15 protein-coding genes are annotated in these 23,562 nt (G+C 71.0%); 6 read left to right on the top strand and 9 right to left on the bottom strand.

What is annotated here, in order from left to right; genetic code table 11:
- Nucleotides 1-6 precede the first annotated feature (6 nt).
- On the bottom strand, nucleotides 7-2,790 hold the full coding sequence (locus ACTMTJ_RS12175) for a BTAD domain-containing putative transcriptional regulator (protein WP_441216283.1): 2,784 nt from the start codon (nucleotides 2,788-2,790) through the stop codon (nucleotides 7-9).
- A 75-nt stretch (nucleotides 2,791-2,865) separates the two neighbouring features.
- A complete protein-coding gene (gene katG / locus ACTMTJ_RS12170) occupies nucleotides 2,866-5,040 on the bottom strand; it encodes a catalase/peroxidase HPI (RefSeq protein WP_441216281.1) in 2,175 nt (724 codons plus the stop codon).
- Between the two features lie 308 nt (nucleotides 5,041-5,348).
- Here katG and ACTMTJ_RS12165 point away from each other — a divergent pair, with 308 nt between their 5' ends.
- The 6 genes from ACTMTJ_RS12165 to ACTMTJ_RS12140 all read left to right on the top strand — a co-directional run bounded on the left by ACTMTJ_RS12165 (nucleotide 5,349) and on the right by ACTMTJ_RS12140 (nucleotide 13,603).
- Entirely contained in the window at nucleotides 5,349-6,359 is a 1,011-nt protein-coding gene (locus ACTMTJ_RS12165; protein ID WP_441216279.1) for a coiled-coil domain-containing protein, read from the top strand.
- 180 nt (nucleotides 6,360-6,539) lie between these two features.
- On the top strand, nucleotides 6,540-7,523 hold the full coding sequence (locus ACTMTJ_RS12160) for a TerC family protein (protein ID WP_441216277.1): 984 nt from the start codon (nucleotides 6,540-6,542) through the stop codon (nucleotides 7,521-7,523).
- Nucleotides 7,524-7,705: 182 nt separating this feature from the next.
- Complete coding sequence (locus ACTMTJ_RS12155) at nucleotides 7,706-8,551, top strand: S1 family peptidase (protein ID WP_441216276.1); 846 nt, start codon at nucleotides 7,706-7,708, stop codon at nucleotides 8,549-8,551.
- Nucleotides 8,552-8,648: 97 nt separating this feature from the next.
- Entirely contained in the window at nucleotides 8,649-10,085 is a 1,437-nt protein-coding gene (locus ACTMTJ_RS12150; RefSeq protein WP_441216275.1) for a serine/threonine-protein kinase, read from the top strand.
- Between the two features lie 69 nt (nucleotides 10,086-10,154).
- Nucleotides 10,155-10,394, top strand: a complete 240-nt coding sequence (locus tag ACTMTJ_RS12145) for a DUF6458 family protein (RefSeq protein WP_441216274.1) — start codon at nucleotides 10,155-10,157, stop codon at nucleotides 10,392-10,394.
- Between the two features lie 221 nt (nucleotides 10,395-10,615).
- Nucleotides 10,616-13,603, top strand: a complete 2,988-nt coding sequence (locus ACTMTJ_RS12140; protein ID WP_441216272.1) for a tetratricopeptide repeat protein — start codon at nucleotides 10,616-10,618, stop codon at nucleotides 13,601-13,603.
- 52 nt (nucleotides 13,604-13,655) lie between these two features.
- On the opposite strand, the gene ACTMTJ_RS12135 is transcribed toward ACTMTJ_RS12140, so the two are convergent.
- From ACTMTJ_RS12135 to ACTMTJ_RS12105, 7 genes are all read right to left on the bottom strand, one after another.
- Nucleotides 13,656-14,411, bottom strand: a complete 756-nt coding sequence (locus ACTMTJ_RS12135) for a hypothetical protein (protein ID WP_441216270.1) — start codon at nucleotides 14,409-14,411, stop codon at nucleotides 13,656-13,658.
- A gap of 94 nt (nucleotides 14,412-14,505) precedes the next feature.
- Nucleotides 14,506-15,645: a molybdopterin molybdotransferase MoeA gene (locus tag ACTMTJ_RS12130; protein WP_441216268.1), complete on the bottom strand. Its 1,140-nt coding sequence runs from the start codon at nucleotides 15,643-15,645 to the stop codon at nucleotides 14,506-14,508.
- Between the two features lie 170 nt (nucleotides 15,646-15,815).
- Nucleotides 15,816-17,276 (bottom strand): adenosylhomocysteinase, encoded by a 1,461-nt coding sequence (gene ahcY / locus ACTMTJ_RS12125; protein ID WP_441216266.1) that lies wholly within the window; start codon nucleotides 17,274-17,276, stop codon nucleotides 15,816-15,818.
- Between the two features lie 184 nt (nucleotides 17,277-17,460).
- Entirely contained in the window at nucleotides 17,461-19,635 is a 2,175-nt protein-coding gene (locus tag ACTMTJ_RS12120; RefSeq protein ID WP_441216264.1) for an MMPL family transporter, read from the bottom strand.
- Between the two features lie 84 nt (nucleotides 19,636-19,719).
- The gene (locus tag ACTMTJ_RS12115; RefSeq protein WP_441216262.1) at nucleotides 19,720-20,322 is read right to left on the bottom strand and encodes a TetR/AcrR family transcriptional regulator; all 603 of its coding nucleotides are present in this window, start codon (nucleotides 20,320-20,322) and stop codon (nucleotides 19,720-19,722) included.
- A gap of 135 nt (nucleotides 20,323-20,457) precedes the next feature.
- On the bottom strand, nucleotides 20,458-21,891 hold the full coding sequence (locus ACTMTJ_RS12110; protein WP_441216261.1) for an RICIN domain-containing protein: 1,434 nt from the start codon (nucleotides 21,889-21,891) through the stop codon (nucleotides 20,458-20,460).
- Nucleotides 21,892-21,917: 26 nt separating this feature from the next.
- Entirely contained in the window at nucleotides 21,918-23,363 is a 1,446-nt protein-coding gene (locus ACTMTJ_RS12105; RefSeq protein ID WP_441216260.1) for a pectinesterase family protein, read from the bottom strand.
- Between the last annotated feature and the right edge of the window lie 199 nt (nucleotides 23,364-23,562).

Here is a 23,562-nt window from a genome sequence, read left to right as displayed (position 1 = left end):
CCGGTGTCACGGCTGGTCCGCGCGCAGCTTGAGGTTGGCGCGGACCAGCTGGGCGTCGGGGTGGTCAAGCTCTTCGAGGATCGGGAGCGCGCGCCGCCACGCCTCGTGCGCGGCGTCGTGTTCACCGGCCGCGTGATGCGCGTCGCCCTTGTGCACGAGGTTTTCCGCGGCGAACCGGCGGTCGCCGATTTCCTCGTGCATCTGGGCGGAGCGCTCGAAGCAGGCGATGGCCTCGGCGTACCGGCCGAGCTGGTGCTGGGCAAAGCCGATGCTGTCCCAGACGTCCGCCGCGCCGGCGTAGTCGCCGAGCTCCTCAAGGAGCGCGAGAGACCGCTGGCAGTCGACCAGCGCCTGCTGTGGCTCCCCGAGCTGGGCCCGGTACCAGCCGATCGCGTTGAGCGCGGCAGCCTGACCGTGCCGGTGCCCCACCTCGGTGTAGAGGCGCAGCGCCGTCTTGACATGCTCCAGCGCCGCGGTGCGTTCGCCCTGCCGCCCGAGGAGCGACGCCAGGGCGTGGTGCGTGTGCGCCTGCCCGACCGGGTCGCCGTCCCGCTCGCACAGTGCCAGTGCGAGCCTCATGTGCCGGTTGGTGTCATCGAGGCGCCGCAGCTGGTAAAGCGCTCGGGCGAAGAAGCGGTGTGCGCGGGCCTGGGCACCGATTGACGCCGACCGCTCGGCGGCGGCCACGGCGGCACCGGCGACGGCGGCCCAGTCGTGCCCGTACCCGTTGCGGTCGAGGAAGTCGGTCAGGGTCCAGGCCAGTTGCCACGTGTGGGTGTCCAGCTCGGCGGCCACGGCACGGTCGACGGCCGCGAGCAGGACAGTGTGCTCGGCGACGAACCATTCCATCGCCTGCTCGACGGAGTCGAGACTCTCCGGCACGACGCCGGGCTGCGCCGGTGCGAGGTCGATGGGGTCTCGGGCCGAGTACAGGAGCCGGGCCGCGGTGTACGCGGTGTGGAGGTAGTGGTCGAGCACGCGGAGGACCGCCGCCTGCCGCTCGGCCTCGGGGTCGGTCTCCGCGGCGAGGTCGGCGGCGTACGCCCGGAGCAGGTCGTGAAACGTGTACCGGCCGGGGTGGTGCTCGAAGAGCAGGTGCGCACCGGTCAGCTCGGCGAGCAGGCCGCGGGTGAGCCGCGGGGGCAGCGCCGCCAGGCTGGCCGCCCCCGCGGCGGAGGTGTCCGGGCCGGGATGCAGCCCGAGGAGCCGAAACAGGCGGGCTGCCTGCGGCGAGAGCGTGCGGTACGACCAGGAGAAGACCTCTCGGACGTTCGCCAGGGCGTCGAGCCGGCCGGCGGGCTCGCGCAGCTCGGCGGCGAGCGCGCTGAGCGGAAACTCCGGATAGGTGGCCGCGCGGGCGGCGACGATAGCCAGCGCGAGCGGCAGCTGCGCGCAGCGGTTGACGATGTCGTCGACCGCCTCCGGCTCGGCGGCGACCCGGCCGGCGCCGAGCCGGGTCGACAGCAGCTGCCGCGCCTCGGTGTACGTGAGCAGGTCGATGGTGACCGGAACGGCGGCCTTCGCGGCGACGAGACCGGAGAGCTGGCTGCGGCTCGTCACCACCACGAGGCTGCCAGGCGCGCCGGGCAGCAGCGGGCGGACCTGCTCCGCGTCGCGCGCGTTGTCGAGCAGGATGAGTATCCGTTTGCCGGCCACCAGGCTGCGGAACATGGCGGCCTGCGCCTCCAGGCCCGGCGGGATGCGCTGCGGCGGCACACCGAGCGCATGGAGAAACCCGCGGACCGCCTCGCCCGCGTCCATGAACCGGCCGGAGTGGTCGAAGCCGCGGAGGTTCACATACAGCTGGCCGTCCGGGAAGCGGTTGGCCACCCGGTGCGCCCAGTGCAGCGCGAGGGCCGTCTTGCCGACGCCGGCGGTGCCGATGACCGCCGAGATCACCACCGCTGCCGGCTCCGGCGTGCCCGTGTCCGGCAGTAGTGCGTCGAGCCGGTCCAGCGCCTCGGACCGTCCGGCGAAGTCGGCGACGCCTGGCGGCATCTGCCGCGGCACCGGACCGTCCGCGAGCCGGGAGTCGACCGGCTCGGCGAGCGCGCTGTCCTCGGTGAGGATCCGCCGGTGCAGCTCGCGGAGCGCCGGCTCGGGCTCGAGGCCCAGCTCGTCGTCGAGCACCTGGCGTAGCCGCTGGTAGGCGTTGAGCGCGTCGGACCGCCGCCCGGCGCGAAACAGGGCCTGCATCAGCAGGGCACACAGCCTCTCCCGCGTCGGGTGCTGCGCGGTCAAACGGCTCAGCTGCGGGATGAGCTCTTCGTGGCGGCCCTGCGCCAACTCCAGCTCGGCGCGGCGTTCCACGGCGGTCAGGTGGCGCTCGACGAGGCCTGGCGCGTCGACCGACTCCAGCCACGCCGAGCGTGCGCCCTCGAACGGCGCCCCGCGCCACAGGGCCAGCGCCTCGCCGAGCCGCGCACGCTCCACTGTGGTGTCAGGCACGGTGGCCGCGGCGTCGAGCAACTGTCCAAATCGGACGGCGTCGACCTGCTCGGGCTCGATCATCAGCGCGTACCCGGCTGGTTCGGTGCGGATCCGGTCGGCGCCGAGCGCGCCCCGCAGCCGGGTGACGTAGAGCTGGACCGCGCGGCGCGCGTTGGCCGGCAGGTCTTCGTCCCAGATCGCGGTGGCCAACCGATCGACCGAGACCGGCCGGCCCGGGGCGAGGGCCAGCACCGCGAGCAGCGTGCGAAGCCGCGCCGATGTCAGGGGGACGGTGTGCCCGCCCATCGAAACGTCGAGCGGCCCCAGCAACCGGATCGTCAGGTTTGAATCCCCGCTCACCCGCCGATGGTACGCGTTCCAGAAACGGCGAGGCGCCGTGCCAGATCGCACGGCGCCTCCGCGGATCGGTTGGGATTACTTGACGTCGAACCGGTCGAGCATCATCACCTTGTTCCACGCGGCGACGAAGTCGTGCACGAACTTCTCCTGCGCGTCGTCGCTGGCGTAGACCTCGGCCAGCGCGCGCAGGATGGAGTTCGAGCCGAAGATCAGGTCGGCCCGGGTGGCGGTCCACTTGACCTCGCCCGTCGCGGTGTCGCGGCCCTCGAACGTCTCCTCCGCGTCCGAGGTCGCTTCCCACGTGGTGCCGAAGTCGAGCAGGTTGACGAAGAAGTCGGTGGTCAACGCCTCCGGCCGCTGCGTCAGCACACCGTCCTGCGACTGCTGGAAGTTGGCGTTCAGCACGCGCAGGCCGCCCACGAGCACGGTCATCTCGGGGGCGCTGAGCGTGAGCAGCTGCGCCCGGTCGACGAGCAGCTGCTCGGTCGGCTTCACCTGCCCCTTGGCGAGGTAGTTGCGGAAGCCGTCGGCGGTCGGCTCCAGGACGGCGAAGGACTCGACGTCGGTCTGCTCCTGCGACGCGTCGGTGCGACCCGGCGTGAAGGGAACCACGACGTCGTACCCGGCGGCCTTCGCGGCCTTCTCGACGGCCGCGTTGCCGGCCAGCACGATGAGGTCGGCGAGCGAGACCGTGCCGTCGAACTCCCGCTGGATGCCCTCCAGGACACCGAGCACCCGCCGCAGCTGCGCCGGGTCGTTGACCTCCCACGCGTTCTGCGGAGCGAGCCGGATGCGCGCACCGTTGGCACCACCGCGCTTGTCGGTGCCCCGGAACGTCGAAGCCGACGCCCAGGCGGTCGCGACGAGCTCGGAGACGGACAGCCCGGAGGCGAGGACCTTCTCCTTGAGGGCGGCGACGTCCTCGGCACCGATCAGCTCGTGCGTGACCGGAGGCACCGGGTCCTGCCAGATCTGCGGTTCGGCCGGCACCAGCGGGCCCAGGTACCGCGTGATCGGTCCCATGTCGCGGTGGGTGAGCTTGAACCACGCCTTGGCGAACGCGTCGGCGAACTCCTGCGGGTTTTCGTAGAAGCGGCGCGCGATCGGCTCGTAAATCGGGTCGACGCGGAGCGCGAGGTCGGTCGTGAGCATCATCGGCGCGTGGCGCTTCGACGCATCGTGGGCGTCCGGCACCAGCTCGCCCGCGGCCGGGTCGGTCGGCTCCCACTGCTTCGCGCCGGCCGGGCTCGTGGTCTGCTGCCACTCGAAGCTGAACAGCGTCTCGAAGAAGCTGTTGTCCCACGCCGTCGGCGTCGGCGTCCACGCACCCTCGAGGCCCGAGGTGATGGTGTCGCCACCCTTGCCGGAGCCGTGCGCGTTCTTCCAGCCGAGGCCCATCTCCTGGATCGGGGCGGCCTCGGGCTCCGGACCGACGTTGCGGTCGGGGTTGGCGGCACCGTGCGCCTTGCCGAACGTGTGCCCGCCGGCGATGAGCGCGACGGTCTCTTCGTCGTTCATGGCCATCCGGCCGAACGTCTCCCGGATGTCGCGGGCCGCGGCGAGCGCGTCCGGGTTGCCGTTGGGGCCTTCCGGGTTGACGTAGATCAGGCCCATCTGCACCGCGCCGTACGGCTTGGCCAGCTCGCGGTCGCCGCTGTAGCGCTTGTCACCGAGCCACGTGTCCTCGGTGCCCCAGTTGATCTCCTCGGGCTCCCAGACGTCCGCGCGGCCGCCGGCGAAGCCGAAGGTCCTGAAGCCCATCGACTCCAGGGCCACGTTGCCGGCGAGGATCATCAGGTCGGCCCACGAGATCTTCTTGCCGTACTTCTTCTTCACCGGCCACAGCAGGCGCCGGGCCTTGTCGAGGCTCGCGTTGTCCGGCCAGCTGTTCAGCGGTGCGAAGCGCTGGTCGCCGGAGCCCCCGCCGCCACGACCGTCGCTGGTGCGGTAGGTGCCCGCGCTGTGCCAGGCCATCCGGATGAAGAGCGGCCCGTAGTGCCCGAAGTCGGCCGGCCACCAGTCCTGCGAGGTGGTCATCACCGCGTGGATGTCCGCCTTCAGCGCGTCGAGATCGAGGCTCTTGAACTCGGCGGCGTAGTCGAACCCCTGGCTCATGGGGTCGCCCGATGGCGGGTTCTGGTGGAGGACGCCCACGTCCAGCTGGTTGGGCCACCAGTCCCGGTTGGACCGGGCTTTCGGCGGGCGGACCGGCGCTTCACCGGAGATGAGGCCGTCGTGCTCAGTTCCCACGTGTGCTCTCCTTGCGCTAGAAAGGGTGCCGGTCGCGTGAGATTGTCGATCACTTTTCTGGACTCAGTCAAGAATATTGGTTGCCCTTCTCCCGCCAAGGTCCGACGAACCGATTCAGTCGCACGTGATCCTGCTCACAGCGTTGATCCGCTTTCGCGGCTATGCACGTGGTGCTTCATCGATGTCTGAAAGCATCGAGACGGTCACTGAAAGTCGTTGTGGTGTAACGGATTCTTTGTGCGCCTGGCTACCAGTGCCGTTGGGTAAGCTGGCCGCCGGTCACACGCAGCACGCAGGGAAGGGAAGGTATGACGGCGCCTGTCCGACGGTGGTGCACCCTCGCACTAGTGGCGATCGCCGCCGCGACCTTGTTCCTCACCGCGCCGACCGGTGCGCTGGCCAAGCCGGGCGACCCGGCCGTGCCGAACGAGAGCGGACCAGCGCTCCTCGGCGACGTCCTGACCGCCACCGGCAAGCGGCACGCGCAGGCCAAGGCCGCGCTCAACAAGTCGCGGGCCAAGCAGCTCCAGCTCAGCCTGGAGCTACGCAAGGCCAACGAGCGGTTGAACGAACTCGCGCCGCAGATCGGCGAGATGGCCGCCACCTCCTACCGCACAGGCAAGCTCACCGCGGTGTCGGCGCTGCTCGACACCAGCTCCCGCGACCAGTTCGTCGAGCGGGCATCCATGCTCACCGAGATCAACATGGTCAACGACCGAAAGCTCGCCGACCTCAACGCCGCACGCGACAAGGCAGCACAGGCCAAGAAGGCGCTCGACGCCGAGGTCGCCGAGGAGCAGCGCCAGCTGGCGGTCATCGCGCGGCAGAAGACCGAGGCGGAAAAGGCCCTCGCCCTAGTCGGCGGCACCAAGCTGACCGGCGGTTTCGTCTCCGCCACCTCACCGGTGGCCAAGGCCGCGCCGCGCGCCTCGGACGGCTCGTGGCCGGACGAGTCGTGCAGCGTCAACGACCCGACCACCTCGGGCTGCATCACGCCACGCACACTCAACGCGTATACGGAGGTCCGTAAGGCGGGCTTCCGCCGGTTCGTCGGGTGCTACCGGCCGGGTGGACCGTTCGAGCATCCCAAGGGCCGCGCGTGTGACTGGTCACTTCAGGGCAGCGGTTTCTCCAACGCGCACAACGACGACATGCGGCTATACGGCAACAACCTGACCGCGTTCCTTGTGCGCAACGCCGACCGGCTCGGCGTCCTCTACGTCATCTGGTATCGACAGATCTGGTTCCCGGCCACCGGTTGGAAGAGCTACAGCGGGCCGCAGGACCACAAGGACCACGTCCATATGTCGATCATCTGAGCCGATTCCCAGCGAGCTTTCAGGTCCCGCCCATATCCTGACCAGGAGGGGAGTACTTCGCCAAGATCGTTCCGGTCAGTACGGGCTTTGCAATACCGCCCCCGGAGCGAGCACCCGCCAGCGCCTGGCGGGTGAGGGAGACCTCGGACGTTGCCGTGTGTCCGAGGGAGGGATTGGCGAGTGCTGGAATCGATCGGGTCGCCGCTGCTGTGGGCGGTGACCATCGCGGTCCTGGTTGTGCTGCTGGCGCTGGATTTCGCCGTGACGAGGCGCCCGCACGACGTGCCGATGCGCGAGGCCGTCGGCTGGACAGTGTTCTATCTCGCACTTCCGGCCGTCTTCGGTGTGGTGGTCTGGTGGGCCTACGGCGGCACACCGGCCGTCGAGTTCTTCACCGGATACGTGGTGGAAAAGTCGCTGTCGGTCGACAACCTGTTCGTGTTCATGCTGCTGCTGGCGTCGTTCGCGGTGCCGCCGGCGCTCGCCCAGCGGGTCCTGCTGTACGGAATCGTCGGCGCCCTCGTGCTGCGCGGCATCTTCATCGCCGCCGGCGCCGCGGTGATCGCCAGCGGGGCGTGGGCGTTCCTGCTCTTCGGTGCGGTGCTGCTCGTGACGGCGGTGAAGGTGATCCGCGACGCGGTCCGGGGCGCCGACCACGAGATCGACATCGACAAGATGCGCGCGGTGCGCCTGCTCCGCCGGCTGATGCCGGTCACCTCCGACTACCACGGGTCCAAGCTGACCGTCCGCGTCGCCGGCCGCCGGGCGCTGACGCCGATGGCGCTGGTCGTCGCCGCGGTGTTCATGACCGACGTGGTCTTCGCGGTCGACTCCGTCCCCGCCGTGTACGGCGTGACCGAGGACCCGTACCTGGTGTTCGTCACCAACGCGTTCGCGCTGCTCGGCCTCCGCGCCCTGTACTTCGTGCTGCGCAACGTCCTCGCGCGGCTGCGTCACCTCAACTACGGCCTCGGCCTGATCCTCGCATTCATCGGGGTCAAGCTGGTGCTGCACTGGGCGCACGGCGTCTGGGACCAGGTGCCCGAGGTGCCGACCCCGCTGTCGCTGGGTGTCATCCTCGTCACCCTCGCGACAGTAACCGTGACGAGCATGGCCGCCAACCGCCGCGACAGCCTTGCCCCAGCCTCCCAGTCGCCCCACTGACCTGCGAACGGCGATCCGTTGAGGTCCGTGGCGAGTTTTGGCCCCCATGGGGGCGCATTTTCGCCACGGACATAGGTGTCCGCTAGCGACGTGACGCGTTGTCGGGGTAGGGCGTAACGCCTGGTGGCGCCGGTTCGCTTCTCCGAGTGGCAGCAAGCTCTCCACCGAGAGGACCGTTCCATATGCGTAATATCCGGCGCACCCTGGCCGCCCTCGCCCTCACCGGCGCCACCCTGGTCGCCACCGCACAGCCCGCCGCCGCCATCACCGGAGGGGAGCCGGACGGAAACCGGCACCCCAATGTCGGGTTGATCCTGTTCTACAGCGCCGAGGGCCGCTTCCGGTGCTCCGCGACGCTCGTCACGCCGACCGTGCTGGCCACCGCCGCGCACTGCACCGACGGCACGCTGGGCAAGACCCTCGTGACGTTCGACTCGGTGATCGCCGAGGCGCCGCCCAGCCCGTTCCCGGTCGCGGCCGACCCGAGCGCCGGCTACACCTCCGCCGAGATCACCGCTGCCGGGTATCTCGCCGGCACCGCGCTGACCCACCCGGAGTACTCGGACTTCACCGACCTCCGCAACTGGAACGACTTCGGCGTCGTGGTGCTGGACAAGCCGGTCACCGGTATCGCACCCGCCACGATCGCTCCCGAGGGGTACCTGGACCAGGTCGCGCAGCCGGCCCTCAACAGCACCCTCTTCGACGTGGTCGGGTACGGCACCGAGGTCCGCAAGCCGGAGTCGGGTCCGCAGAAGCCGCAGCCGATGAGCTACCCGCTGATCCGGCGCTACACGACCTCGCCCGGCCAGAAGCTGACTCCGCAGATCCTCCAGCTCAACGGCACGGTCAACGACACCCGCGGAGGCGGCGGCACCTGCTTCGGCGACTCCGGCGGCCCGGTGTTCCTGGACGGCTACCTGGTCGCGGTCACCAGCTACGGCTACACCCAGAACTGCCGCTACCTCGGCGGTTACCAGCGCGTCGACATCCCCGTCGTGCAGGACTGGTTCGCCAGCGTCAGCTAGCCAGCCACCCCCACCGGGGTGATACGGCCGGTGCCCAGCTCCGGAGGGCACCGGCCGTACCCCGTCTATCGCCAATCGCACGGAGGGACCGCGACGCATGGGGGACCGCATCATCGGCGACCGGTACCGGCTGGAGGAAGAAGTAGGCCGCGGCGGGACCGCGACCGTCTGGCGCGCCGTCGACCTCGACACCGGTGTGCCGGTAGCCGTGAAGATCCTGGACCGCGAGCAGGCGGCCCGGCCGGTGGCGCTGGAGCGGCTGCGCCGGGAGGCCGAGACCGTGGCCCGGCTGGAGCACCCGAACATCGTCGCCAGTCACGACCTCGGCGCCGGGTTTCTGGCCATGGAGCTCGTCGAGGGCCACACCGTGGCGCAGCTGCTGACGGGCGGCGGGCGGCTGCCGGTCGACCAGGCCCTGTCGATCGCCGAGCAGGTCGGTGCCGCGCTCGCGGCCGCACACGAAGCGGGCGTCATCCACCGCGACATCAAGCCCGGCAACCTGATCGTCAGCCACTCCGGCACCGTGAAGGTGTGCGACTTCGGCATCGCCCGGCTACAGGCGCGGGACGGCGACGCCGCGCTCACCTCGCACAGCCAGGCGGTCGGCACGTGCGAGTACATGGCGCCGGAGCAGGCCACCGGGGACGGGGTCGACGCGCGCACAGACCTGTACTCGCTCGGCTGTGTGCTGTACGCGATGCTGACCGGCCGGCCGCCGTTCCTCGGCGAGACCGCGATCGCGGTCATGCACCATCACCTGAACAGGGCACCCGCGACGGTACGGTCCGTGCGCGACGACGTACCCCCGGAGGTCGACGACCTGATCGGGCGGCTGCTGGCCAAGGATCCGGCCGGCCGCCCGGCCACCGCCACCGAGGTCCGCGAAGAGCTGGCCGCCATCCGCGCCGCGCCGGCACCCGCGGAGCCCGCGACGGCGGTGGTCGCCAGGGTCATTGTGGCGCCCCAACGGCCGGCGGGCCGGCACCGGATGCCGCACGACCTGCCCGCCTGGTTGCTGGCCTGGCCCACCGCCGAGGCGTGGCTGCGCCGGTGGTGGATCGCGGCGGTGTCCGGGGCGCTGATCGTGCTCACCGTGGTAGCTGTGGTGCTGCTGCTCCCCGGCGGTGATCCGGATCGGCCGCCCGCCGCCGCACCGGCCGTGGACCCGCCCGCGGCTACTCAACCCGCGGAGCCGACGCCGGCCCCGACGAGCGTCGAGCCCAGCGCCACGGCGAGCTCGCCGAGCGCCTCCCGCACATCACCGGCCGGCCCCGTCGACCGCCTCGCCGCCTTCGCGACCACGGTCCAGCGGCTTGTGGACAGCGGTGACCTCGGCCGGAAAGAGGGCCGGGAGTTGCAGCGCAAGGCCGCCTCGATCGCCGAATCGGTGCAGAACGGACGAAGCGAAGGAGCCACCGAAAAGCTGCACGACCTGGACGAGCGACTCGCCGAACTCCGACGGGACGGCAAGCTCAGCCGCGCCGCGTTCGAGGCGCTCGACGTCATCGACCCGATCATCGCGGCGCTCGGCTGAGGCTCGCGGGTTCGGTGGTCGAAGCGCTGGGTACTGCGAGGTTGTCCCCCAAAACCAAGGAGGCCCCTCATGGGTATCGGTGCGTGCGTTTTCCTGATCGCGGTCGGCGCGATCCTCACGTTCGCGGTCGACGCCAGCGTGGCCGGCATCGACATCGACGTCGTCGGCTGGATCCTGATGGGTGCCGGCGTGCTCGGCCTGATCCTGACGATGACGATCTGGGGCAACCGCCGGCGGACGGTGGTCGCCGAGGAGCCGGCGGAGTATCGGCGGGTCGAGGAACGGCGGGACGTCTCCCCGCCGTTGTGACGGGGATGTGAGGGGCACTGCCGGTACAGCACCGCCAGATCATGTAGGTGGTGCTCCTCCACTCCGCCGCGAGCGCGCTCTCCGGCGGCCATCCACAAGTGGCAGAAGCTCCGGCGCACCGGCGAGCTTGCCGCAGACCCGACAGCCTAGGTCGGGCCCCCCGGGATAAATTGACGAACGGGAATCGACCAAAGTCCTGGGGGTTGGTCGTGGAGCTGAGCTTGCTCGGTCCTGTCGAGGTGCACGCGGGCGGCCGGCGATTGGCCGGGGGGCGGCCGCAGCAGGCGGTGGTGCTGGCAGCGCTGGCGGTCGACGCGGGCCGGCTGGTGCCGGTGGAGTCCCTGATCGGGCGGGTGTGGGGATCGGCGGCGCCGCCACGGGCGCGCCAGCTGGTGCAGACGCACATCAACCGGATCCGCCGGCTGCTCGGTCAGGCCGCCGGCGATGTCGTGGTCGCGCGGCGCGGCGACGGATACGTGCTGGAGCTGCCTCCGGAACGCGTCGACCTGCACCGCTTCGGCCGGCTCGTCGAGCGGGCGGCGGCACCCGAGCGTTCGGATACCGACCGGGTCGGGCTGCTGCGCGAGGCATTGGGGCTGTGGCGTGGCGAGCCGCTGGCCGGGCTGTCCGGGCAGTGGGTGGAGCACACCCGCCACGTGTGGCAGCAGCTGCGCCTATCCGCGGTGCTCGCCTGGGCCAGGGCCGAGCTGGCGGTGGGCAACGCGCCGGCGGTGATCGACCGGGTGACCGGCGAGCTGGCCGAGCACCCGCTGGTCGAGCCGCTGGCCGCGGTGTTGATGCGGGCGCTGGCCGCGGCGGGGCGGGGCGCGGAGGCCCTCGACCGGTACGCCGCCACCCGCGTGCACCTGGCCGAAGAGCTCGGCGCCGACCCGGGACCGGAGCTCCAGGAGGTGCACCGGGCGATCCTGCGCGGCGAGGCTTCGGCCGCCGCCGCGAGCCCGCAGGTGCCGGCACAGCTGCCCGCCGACGTCGCCGCGTTCACCGGTCGCGGCGACGAGCTCGCGCGGCTCGATACGCTCCTCGCCGCACCTGCCGGGGCCGCCGTGGTGCTCTCCGCCGTCTCGGGTACGGCCGGCGTCGGCAAGACCGCGCTCGCGATCCACTGGGCCCACCAGGTCCGCGGCCGGTTTCCCGACGGGCAGCTCTATGTCAACCTGCGCGGGTACGACCCGGATCGGCCGATGACCGCCGCCGACGCGCTCGCCCGGTTCCTGGCCGCGCTCGGCGTGCCCGGTCCGGACATCCCGCTCGACCTGGAGGAGCGGGCGGCGCGTTACCGCACGGCGGTTGACGGCCGGCGGATGCTGATCCTGCTCGACAACGCCTCCTCGGCCGAGCAGGTCCGCCCGCTGCTGCCGGGCACGGGCGGGTGCGCTGTAGTGATCACGAGCAGGGACAGCCTGGCCGGCCTCGTCGCCCGGGACGGCGCGCACCGGCTCGATCTCGACCTGCTCCCACCGGCCGACGCGTACGCGCTGCTCCACCGGCTGATCGGCGACCGCGCCGGCGCCGAGCCCGCGGCGACGGCCGCCCTCGTCGGCCGCTGCGCCCGTCTGCCACTGGCGTTGCGGGTCGCCGCCGAGCTGGCGATCTCGCGTCCCGCGACGCCGCTGGCCGACCTCGCCGGCGAGCTGGCCGAGCGGCAGCAGCGGCTATCCCTGCTGGACGCCGGCGGTGACCCGCGGGCGACCGTGGCGACGGTGTTCTCCTGGTCGGTGCAGCACCTGCCACGCGACGCCGCGCGCACGTTCCGGCTGCTCGGCCTGCACCCCGGCGCGGACACCGATGTGTACGCCGTCGCCGCCCTCGCCAGCACGGACCTCGCGGGCGCCTACCGGGCGCTGGGCGTGCTCACCCGCGCGCACCTCGTGGACGCCACCACCGCCGGCCGGTACGGGATGCACGACCTCCTGCGCGCGTACGCGGCGACAATCGCGTCCACACAGGACACCGAGCAGGCGCGGGCGGCCGCGGTCGATCGGCTGTTGGCTTACTACCTCGCCAACGCCATGACCGCGATGGACCAGCTGTACCCCGCGGAGGCCCACCGCCGTCCCCGCGTGCCGCGGCCCGCCACGCCGAGCCCGGATCTGTCCAGCGCCGCCACCGCTCGGGCCTGGCTGGACGCCGAGCGGGCCTCCCTCGTCGCGACCGCACGCGGTGCCCCGCCCGGCTCGACGTACCCGGTCCGGCTCTCCACCACGCTCTTCCGCTACCTCGACGGCGGCCACTACACGGACGCCATGGCGCTGCACGACGCCGCCTGGGTGGCTGCCCGGCGGGCCGGTGACCTGGCCGGCCAGGCACACGCGGTACGCGGCGTCGGCGCCGTGCACCTGAAACTAGGGCGCTACGACGCGGCCGAGGAACGTTTCGAGCGGGCCGCCGCCCTCTTCGCGAAGGCCGACGACACCACCGGCCAGGCCGTCGCGCTGACCGCACTCGGCACGGTCGAGCAACGGCAGGGCGCGTACGCCTCGGCGGCCGAGCACCACCAGCAGGCCATCGTCCTCTTCCGGCAGGCGGGCGACGGCTCCGGCGAAGGCCGCGCGTTGAACAACCTGGCGATCATCGAGACGCTCGTGGGCCGGCACACCGAAGCCGCTCGCCACCACGAGGAGGCGGCCACCCTGGCCCGGCAGTCGGGAGACGGCTCGGGCGAGGCCGCCGCGCTCAACAACCTCGGCCTCGTCGAGCAGCGGCTCGGCCGGGACCGGGAGGCCGCCGAGCACCACCGGCAGGCGGTGGCGCTGTTTCGGCAGCTCGGCGACCACTCCGGCGAGGCGAGCTCACTCGACAACCTGGGCATCGCGTACACCCGCATCGGGCTGCCGGGCCGGGCCACCGGGTACTTCGAACAGGCGCTCGCGCTGTTTCGCCGGATCGGTGACCGGGAGGGCCAGGCGTGGGTTCTCAACGGCCTCGGCGAGGCGGCGCACGCCGGCGGGCGACCGGGCGACGCCCTCGACCACCACGCCACCGCGCTCGCCATCACGCTCGACATCGGCGCGGTGGATCAGCAGGCCCGTGCCCTCGCCGGCCTGGGCCACGCCCACGAGGCACTCGACGACCCGAGGCGGGCGCGGGTGCGGTACGACGAGGCGCTCGCCCTCTACACCGATCTCGAATCCTTCGAGGCGGCCAAGGTCCGGGCCCGTCTCGAAGCGCTGACGGGCGCCCTGAAATAGAGGTTTGGGCTACCGCGATATCCGTCGGTAGCCCAAACCGCTGGCGGTCCTTCTAGATGCTGTACAGCGGGACGGCGTTCATGGCCAGCGCGCGGAACGTCCGTTGTGTCGCGCGTGCCTCGGCCGCCGGCCTGTCTCCCGGTGGGCCCGGGAAGTACATGTCCGCGACATCACCGTTGTAGGCGGCACAGTAGATCTCCCAGAACGGGATGTCGTTTTCGAACCATGCCCACCCTTCCACGCACCGTGGTGCCAGGGTCTGTATGGCGACCTGGTTGGCGCTGCGCAGCTCGCTCGTCAGGCCGAACGTCTGGAAGCCCGCCCTGGCCCGCGCGGCCATCGCGATCGGGCCGATGATGTTGACGACCGCCGCGAGGTTGTCTGCCGCAGCCTTGTCCGAGACCGCGCGCAGCACGCTGCTGGCCAGCGTCGCGCACCCGGTCGCGTCCTGCGCCCACAGCTGAAGCACTGTCTGGTTGTCGAACCGGTCGATGTCGGCGAACTCGATGACGTGGTGGCGTACGCACCCCTGCACCTCGGCCGCGGCTAGCGCGTCCACATGCGCGATGATCTGCGTCTTCGCGCCCTCCACCGCGGCGATGATCTGCTGCACCGCGCTCTTGATCGCGGCGTCCGAGGCACCGCCACCAAGGATGCTCTTGACCAGAGTGACGGCCTTGTTCGCGATGTCCAGGTACTTGTTGATCTCGTCGGCGGTGTCTGCCTGAGCCGGCCGGACCGTGCCCGGCACCACCACCGCGACCGCGACCAGCGCGGCGACCAACACCCGGACTACCCGTGCTCTCATCCCACTCCCTGTCGTGTGGTCCCCATGAGCCTTTGCCGAAGACTTTGTGGGGCAGGGCTGGACGGATTCTCGACAAGAACTGGACGCGCGGAGCTCAGGGCAGCGTGAGCAGGGCGGCGGCCTTTCCGGTCGACCAGTGCGGGTGCAGCACGGCGAGCGCGTCCGCGGTCGCGGCGGCGCGGAGGCTGCCGGACCGGGCGCCCGGCACGATCCGCGCCTGCCCGTCGCCGATCTCCACGGGCGCCAGTCGCACGCCCTCCGGGTACGGGCTGGCGGCGCCCACCACGGGCAGCGTCACCGGCGTTGCCAGCATCCGGCCGGCCAGCGCGGCCACCACCGGTTCGAGGAGGGTCAACCCGGCGACCAGGCCGGCGAAGGGGTTTCCGGGCAGCCCGACGACCCACCGGCCGGCGGCGGTCACGGCCAGCGCCTGCGGATGGCCAGGGCGGCAGCGGACCCCGTTGACGAGCCAGCGCGCGCCGAGGCCGGCGAGCACCGTGGGCAGGTGGTCGGCGGCGCCGGCCGAGGACGACCCGGTCACCACGACCACGTCGGCCGTGGCGCTCTCGATCGCGGTCCGGAGGAGGTCGGCGTCGTCCCGCAGGAAGTGGTCCTCGACCGGCTCGCCGCCCGCCCGCCCGGCGATGGCGGCCACGATCGGGCTCAGCGCGTCGCGCACCTGCCCGGCGCCCGGTATGCCCCGGGTCACCACCTCGTCACCGGTGACCAGCACCGCGACCGCGGGCCGGCGGTGGACCGTCAGCTCGTCGGCGCCGGCCTGCGCGGCCGCGCCGAGCACGGCGGCCGTCGCGATCCGGCCGGCGGGCACCACCTCGTCACCGGCGTGGGCGTCCTCACCGGCCCGCCGGATGTGGTCCTTGGCTTCACGCGCGCCGCTCACCAGGCCGCCGTCGACATGGCAGATCTCGTACGGCAGCACGGCTTCGGCCCCGTCCGGCACGATCGCGCCGGTGGCGATCTCGACCGCCTCGCCGGCGGCGAGCACACCCGGCCAGCCCGGACGCCCGGCCAGCACCCGGCCGGCGATCCGCCACGGGCCGCACCCGGCCACCGCGAACCCGTCCATGGCGGCCGTGTCGAATGCGGGCGCGGCGACCAGTGCCCGCACGGGGGCGGCGAGGACCCGCCCGGCGGCCGCACCGAGCGGGACCCGCTCAGCGCCCAAGGCGGCCGGTGCGGTGGCGGCCACCGCCCGCGCCTGCGCCCACGGCATCCCGCGAGCGCTCTGGGATGCGGGCGGTAGGATCGCGGTCGCGTACATCACACGGCCCAGTGCACCGCGCCGATGTGTCACCTGTAGGCCATACCCGCTTCCGGCGTGCGACGAACGCCTCTCCACGCCGCCCCGGGCGGTTGTGAGGACCGCCCGGGGCGACTTCGTGGTCAGTAGCGGTAGTGGTCGGCCTTGTACGGCCCCTCGACATCCACGCCGAGGTACTCCGCCTGCTTCTTCGTGAGGGTGGTCAGCCGCACGCCAAGCGCGTCGAGGTGCAGCCGCGCCACCTTCTCGTCGAGGTGCTTCGGCAGCGTGTACACCTTGGTCTCGTACTCGCCCGGCTTGGTGAACAGCTCGATCTGGGCGATCGTCTGGTTCGTGAACGAGTTGGACATCACGAAGCTCGGGTGACCGGTCGCGTTGCCGAGGTTCATCAGGCGGCCCTCGGAGAGCACGAGAATCGCGTGCCCGTCCGGGAAGAGCCACTCGTGCACCTGCGGCTTCACCTCGGTCTTCACGATGCCGGGCACGCGCGCCAGCCCGGCCATGTCGATCTCGGTGTCGAAGTGACCGACGTTGGCGACGATCGCGTTGTGCTTCATCCGGGCCATCTGGTCGGCCATGATGATGTCGGTGCCGCCGGTCGTGGTGATGAAGATGTCGGCCTGCTCGACCACGTCTTCGAGCTCCACGACCTGGAGGCCCTCCATCGCCGCCTGAAGCGCGCAGATCGGGTCGATCTCGGTGACCACGACCCGTGCGCCCTGGCCGCGCAGCGACTCGACCGCGCCCTTGCCGACGTCGCCGAAGCCGCAGACCACCGCGAGCTTGCCGCCGAGCATCACGTCGGTGGCGCGGTTGAGGCCGTCGACGAGGGAGTGCCGGATGCCGTACTTGTTGTCGAACTTCGACTTCGTCACCGAGTCGTTCACGTTGATCGCCGGGAAGAGCAGGCGCCCTTCGCGGGCCAGCCGGTAGAGCCGGGCGACGCCGTTGGTGGTCTCCTCGGAGACACCGCGGATGCCCGCCGCGAGCCGGGTGAACCGCTTGGTGTCGGCCGCGAAGCTGCCCCGCAGCGACTCGAGGATCAGCCGGTACTCTTCGTGGTCGTCCGCCTGGGCCTCCGGCACCGCGCCGGCCGTCTCGAACTCGACGCCCTTGTGCACCAGCAGCGTCACGTCACCGCCGTCGTCGACGATCATGTTCGGCCCCTGGCCGTCGCCGAAGTCGAACAGCTGCATCGTGCACCACCAGTACTCCTCCAGCGTCTCGCCCTTCCAGGCGAACACCGGGGTACCCGACGGCGCCTCGATCGTCCCCTCCGGACCGACGACGACCGCGGCCGCCGCCTCGTCCTGGGTGGAGAAGATGTTGCAGGACACCCAGCGCACCTGCGCGCCAAGGGCGACCAGCGTCTCGATCAGCACCGCGGTCTGGATGGTCATGTGCAGCGAGCCCGCGACCCGTGCGCCACGCAGCGGCTGCTGGTCGGCGAACTCCCGCCGGATCGCCATCAGGCCCGGCATCTCCTGCTCGGCCAGCCGCATCTGATGCCGGCCGAAGTCGGCCAGCGAGAGGTCGCGAACAGCGAACTCGACACCGTTCAGCTTTTGGATGGACACAGACATAGGAAGAGGACACCTCCTCTGTAGGAGGCGCCCTTCAAACCTGGCAACCATGTCGAGCGTGGCGGGCTCAAAGGCCCGTTGCAGCGCCTCTCGACCGGTGCTACGCCGATGGCGGCGTAGCACCCACCATAACCCGAGACCCGCCACCCGCGCGACGCCGAGAGCACCTTTCAAGAAGTGCCGTCTATCTCAGAGCGGCCACCTGTGCGGAGTCGGGGGCCGGCTCGGCGAGCTCGTGGCGGAGCTTCTCGCCCTCGACGTCCACATTGGGCATGAGGCGGTCGAGCCAGCGCGGCAGCCACCACGCAGACCGTCCGAGCAGGGTCATCACCGCGGGAACGATCGTCATACGCACGACGAACGCGTCGAAGAGGATCGCCACCGAGAGCGCGAAGCCGATCGATTTGATCAGCGCCTCGTGGGAGAGGATGAAGCCGGCGAAGACACTGATCATGATGATCGCCGCCGCGGTCACGACGCGCGCGCCGTGGCCGAAGCCGGTGACCACCGCCTCGGTGGGTTTGGCGCCGTGCACGTACTCCTCGCGCATCCGGGTGACCAGGAAGACCTGGTAGTCCATCGCGAGGCCGAAGACGATGCCGACCAGCAGCACGGGCAGCAACGACATGATCGGCGCGGTCTCCTCGACGCCGAAGAGCCCGGCCAGCCACCCCCACTGGAAGACAGCCACGACCGCGCCGAACGTGGCCACCACCGACAGCAGGAAGCCGAGCGTCGCCTTGAGCGGCACGACGATCGAGCGGAACACGAGCGCGAGCAGCACGAACGCGAGGCCGACCACCACCGCGAGGTACGGCACAAGCGCACCGCCCATCTTGTCGGAAACGTCGATGTTCAACGCCGTCTGCCCGGTGACGGAAAGGTCCGCGCTGAGCGCGCCGTCGGTGTGGCGGATGGCGGTGACGAGGTCCTCGGTGGCGGCGCTGCTGGGCGCGCTGGCCGGGATGACGGTCAGCAGGGCGGTGTCACCAGCCGGGTTGAGCACCGGCGGCGCGACGGCGGCCACGTCGGGCAGGGCCTTGATGGCCGTCGTAGCCTCGTCGGCCGCGGCCGGCGCGTCCGGCGCGTCCACGACGACGGTCAGCGGGCCGTTGAACCCTGGCCCGAAGCCCTGGCTGAGCAGGTCGTACGCCTTGCGCTGCGTGGTGTCGGGCGCGGCGGTGCCGTCGTCCGGCAGGCCGAGCCGCAGGCTCAGCGCGGGGATCGCGATCACGCCGAGGGCGAGCACCGCGGCCACCAGCACCGCCGCCGGTCGCCGGGTGACGAAGCGGGCCCATCGGGTACCGGCGGTGGGCTTGCCGTTGCCCGCGGTCTCCGGGTCGCGTCCGCGCCGGCCCATGATCCGTCGCCCGGCGAAGCCGAGCAGGGCGGGTAGCAGGGTCAGCGCGATCAGCACGGCGACGACCACTGTGGACGCGGCGGCGAGACCCATCTCGGTCAGCAGCGGGATGTTCACGACGGCGAGCGCGGCAAGCGCGATCACCACGGTCAGTCCGGCGAAAACCACGGCGGAACCGGCCGTGCCCACCGCGCGGCCCGCGGCCTCCTCGCCCTCGCGCCCGGTGGCCAGCTCGTGCCGGTACCGGGAGACGATGAACAGCGCGTAGTCGATGGCGACGGCCAGGCCCAGCATCAGCGCGAGGATCGAGGTCGTCGAGGCCATGTCGACGAAGCCGCTGACAACGAAGATGCCGCTGATGCCGATGCCGATCCCGATGATCGCGGTGAGCAGCGGCAGCCCGGCGGCGACGAGCGACCCGAATGTGATCACCAGTACCACCGCGGCCACCACGAGGCCGAGTACCTCCGTCGCCGAGGTGCCGACCGGTGGACTCAGCGCGTCACCGCCCATCTCGACGGTGAGCCCGGCCGCGCGGGCGGGCTCTGCGGCGGCGGTGAGCGCGTCGCGGGACGCGTCGGTGACGTCCAACCCCTGCACGGCGTAGGTCACCTGGCTGTACGCGACCGTGCCGGCCGGGTTGACGCCGCCCGCCTGGTACGGGTCGGACACGCCGCCCACCTGCGGCGCCACCTTGAGCGCGGCGACCGTCTGCTCGATCGCGGTCTTGTTGGCCGGGTCGGCGAGCGTCTCCCCGGACGGCGCGGCGAACACCACCCGCGCGGTCGCGCCGCCCGCACCCGCCTGCGGAAACCGCTCGCCCAGCAGGTCGATGGCCTTCTGCGACTCGGTGCCGGGGACGGTGAACGCGCTGGACGTCGGCCCCGACAGCGTGAGGGCACCGACGCCGAAGGCGGCCAGCACCGCCAGCCACAGCACCAGGACCAGCTTTCGGCGCCGGTACGAGAACCGCGCAAGGCGGTACAGATAGGTCGCCATGGGTCGTTTTCCCCCCTGTATTCGGGCGTGCGTGCTCGACCCCGCGACCGGTCGGTGGCGAGGCTCGTGGGCTCTGGGTGGGTGTTAGCGGGGCGGCTCGCGCAGCCCCGCGCCGAGCTGGTCGAACGCCTCGCCCAGCAGGTCGGTCAGTTCGCGCCCGGTCTTACCCGCGCGCCAGACGTCGATGGAGGCGATCAGCGCCGCGTGCAGGCTGGCGACGAGCAGGCGCGGGTAGATGTCGCGCTCGGGGTCGGTGCCGGACCGCTCGGCCACCGCCTCGACGACCATGCGCCCGACCTCTTCGCGCAGCACGTCGTTACGCGAGGTGAGGGACGGGCTGGTCTCCATCAGCCGCATCCGGACGGCGATCTGCTCGATGCTGGTGCCGCTGCCCGCGATCAGGTCGTCGGCGATATGCCGGATCGCCTCCAGTGCCGACTCCGCTGCCGGCCGGGCTCGCAGCGCGCCCACGACATCGCGGACGAAGTCCCAGGTCGCGGCCAGGATGGCCTCTTCTTTGTTGGCGAAATAGTTGTGAAACGTGCGCGGTGAGACGCCCGCGGCCTCGGCGATCGCCTCCGCGGTCACGTGCTCGACGCCACGCTCCTGCGCGAGCCGCATCGCCGCCTCGCTCAACGCGGCGCGCGTCGCCGCCTTCTTCCGCTCCCGCAGTCCGGCATCACTCACCCTGCCGAAGCTAGCAAACAAACTTGCTGGCGCCCAGCAAGATTGCCGAGAGCCAGCAAGTTTCCTGAGATCATTCTCAGGTTCGGGGGCGCTGCCGGCCTTCCCCGTGGGGAAGAGAAGGCCGGCAGGCCCGGATCAGTTGCCGATACTCGCCTGTGGCCCGGCGTACTGGCGCAGCAGCGCGGGCACGTCGGTGGCGGCGTGGAGCGTGTACGAGTAGAAGCTGGACGGGTTGAAGGCCGCGCCCTTCGACGTCACCTTGCCGGAGTCCCACGGGCTGTTGACCCGGATGTTGCCCCGGTTGACCAGCTCGCCGGCCTCCACGTAGTACGGATTGCGGCTGTTTTCGAAGTAGCTGTTTTCGATGACGCCCTTTGTCAGGCCGCGGATGTAGTTGCCGTACGACGAGGTGTTCTGGACGTAGTTGTTGTACAGGTGGCAGTACGCGATGTTGTCCGCGCTGGGGTTGCGCGTGCGCGTGTTCTGCAACCAGTTGTGGTGGATGGTGATCCGCGCGGTTACGTTCTCCGTCCAGCCGATGCCGAAGGTCTTGTTGTTGTCCACCAGGTGGTTCCACGAGACGGTCAGGTTGGTGGTGTCCTTGCGGCTGTCGATGAGACCGTCGTTCATCCGCGACAGCCGGTTGTGGTCGATCCAGATCCGGTTGGCGGTGTCCATCTGGATCGCGTCGTAGTCATACGCGTCGTCACCCGGGTCGTCGTCGGGCATGAGCGTGTCGCGGATCGTCAGGTTGCGGATGATGACGTTGCTGACCCCGGCGCCGAGGAAGAACCCGCCGCCGACGATGTGCCCGCTGGTGCCGACGCCGATGATGCTCTTGTTGGAGGCGACCCGCAGCTCCGTCCCCTTCGGACTGATGTTGATGGTGCCGGCCACCCGGATCACGTACGGGGCGCTCGCGGTCACGTACTGGTTGAGCTGAGACTGGTTGGTGACGGTCACCGTCTGACCGCCGGCGCCGCCGGTGACACCCTGGGCGAAGCCGTCCGGCACGTTGGAGTACGGCACGCCCGGCGTCCCGCCGCCGACCTGGCTGAAGAGCCATTGCATGCGGGCGACGTCGGAGCACGCCTCCTGCACGGTCGCGGCGCTGCCCGGGTCACTCACACACAGCCCACTCGCCGCGCTCCTGACGGTGTATTTGCCGGATGCCGCGCCCGAGGCGGTGAAGGACCACCGCTGGTTCACTTTCGTGCCGTCGCCGCAGCCCCACTGCTGGAGCTGCACACCCGAGGTGGACGAGCCCGACGGCACGTCCGCACAGCGGGTGCTGTTGACGTTCACCAGGTTGAAACCACCGGCGGACGACGACACCACCCGCCACTGCTGCCGGGTCGAACCCGCGCTGCACGAGGCCTGCTGGAGCAACGCGCCGTTGTCGGCCGAGCCGCCGGTGACCTCCAGGCACCGGCCCGAGGCACCCGCGGCGAGCGTGTAGACGCCACCGTTGGTCGGCGTGGCGGCGTTCGCCGGGAGCACCGACACCGCGACGATCGCGGCCGGCACGACCAGGCCGACCACGGACAGGCCGATCAGTTTCCGTTTCATGCTTGTCCTTTCGGGAGAGGGTGTGGTCATAGCGGGTTCCAGCCGTCGGAGCCGGCGAGATAGCGCTGCGGCGTGTAGCTGGCGGCCTGGGAGTCGGACAGCTGCGGGCGGTTGCCGTTCGTGCCCGCGCCCGACCCCGTGTTCCGGTACTCCAGGAAGCGCGCGTTCTGCCAGAGGTTGCCGGACATGTCGGTCCAGGGCTGGGCGGTGCGGATGGTCGCGCTGAGCGTCGACTCGCGGTAGAGCACCTGCGCGTCCGGGCGCCACGGGCGGCCGAGCTGGGTGGTGTTGTTCGTCGCCCCGGTGATGTTCGAGCGATAGAACAGGAACCCGTACGTCTTCGTGGCGGCGGTGCTGGCCGCGGTGATCGGCCCGCCCGTCGAGCGCTTCTCGTAGATGGAGCAGTTGTCGAAGACGATCGTGCCGCCGCCGAAGATGAAGTCGACGGTGCCCTCCACATAGGAGTTCACGACATACGCGCGGGTGGCGTCGTTCACCAGGAAGGTGTCCTGGTCGCCGAGCAGCCGCACGTTGTCGAAGACGGCCCGGTCGGCGTTGAGGTTGAGCGCCACGGCCTGGTGACCGCTGCTCGCCGAGTTCTCGTCGAAGTCGTTCGAGATGGTCAGGTTGGTCGCGACGAAGTCGCGGCCGTCGACGAACGCGGTGGCGCTGCCGGACGTGCCGTGCGTGCCGGCGGAGTTGTGGTAGACGATGACCACATTCGACGGTCCGGAGCCGAGACCCTGAAGCGTGACGAGCGGCTTGTTGGACGGCACCCGGATGACCTCGCGGTAGGTGCCGGCCTTGATGGTGATGACCCGGCGGGTGGTGTTGTCGGCCGGGACCGCGTCGATCGCCGCCTGCACGGTGCGGTACGTGCCGGTGCCGTCGGACGCCACGGTCGGCGTTCCGGTCGGCGGCGGTGTCGTGCCGCCCACCTGGTTGAAGAGCCACTGCATCCGCGCGACGTCCGAGCATCCCTCTTGGACGATCGGGTTGTTGCCCGCCGTCGAGCCGTCCTTGTCGCTCACGCACAGCCCGCTCGCCGCGCTCGCGATGGTGTATTTGCCGGACGCGGCGCCCGAAGCGGCGAAGGACCACCGCTGGTTCACCTTCGTGCCGTCACCGCAGCCCCACTGCTGCAACCGCACACCGGAAGCGGTCGAGGCGGACGGCACGTCGGCACAGCGCGTGCTGTTCACGTTGACCAGGTTGAACCCGCCGGCCGACGACGATGTGACGCGCCACTGCTGCCGGGTCGAGCCGGCGGTGCACGAGGCCTGCTGGAGCAGGGCTCCGTTGTCCACCGAGCCGCCCGCGACCTCCAGGCACTTGCCGGACGCTCCGACGGCGAGCGTGTAGACACCGCCGTTCGCCGGTGTGGCGGCACTCGCCGGGAGCGCGGACACCGCGACGATCGCCGCCGGCACCGCGACAGCCAGGGCGGCGGCCAGCGTCAGTCGTTTGAACATGCGCATCCCTTCTTGCACAGGGGACGGCCGCGCGTGCGATGGGAGAGTGGCGCCGGCCGTCGTCGAGTGGCTGCGTGATAGTTCGCCGCGAGCCCGGACAGGCGACGAGACCGGGGACGGCGGTTGCCCAGCCACCGATCCCAGTCGATGCGTAGATGAGGCTATGCCACGCCCGACCGTTATGTCAATCGATGAAACA

It is taken from the genome of Phytohabitans sp. LJ34 (genome assembly GCF_052068095.1).
GTDB lineage: Bacteria > Actinomycetota > Actinomycetes > Mycobacteriales > Micromonosporaceae > Phytohabitans.
This window is presented reverse-complemented; position numbering and strand designations above follow the sequence as displayed.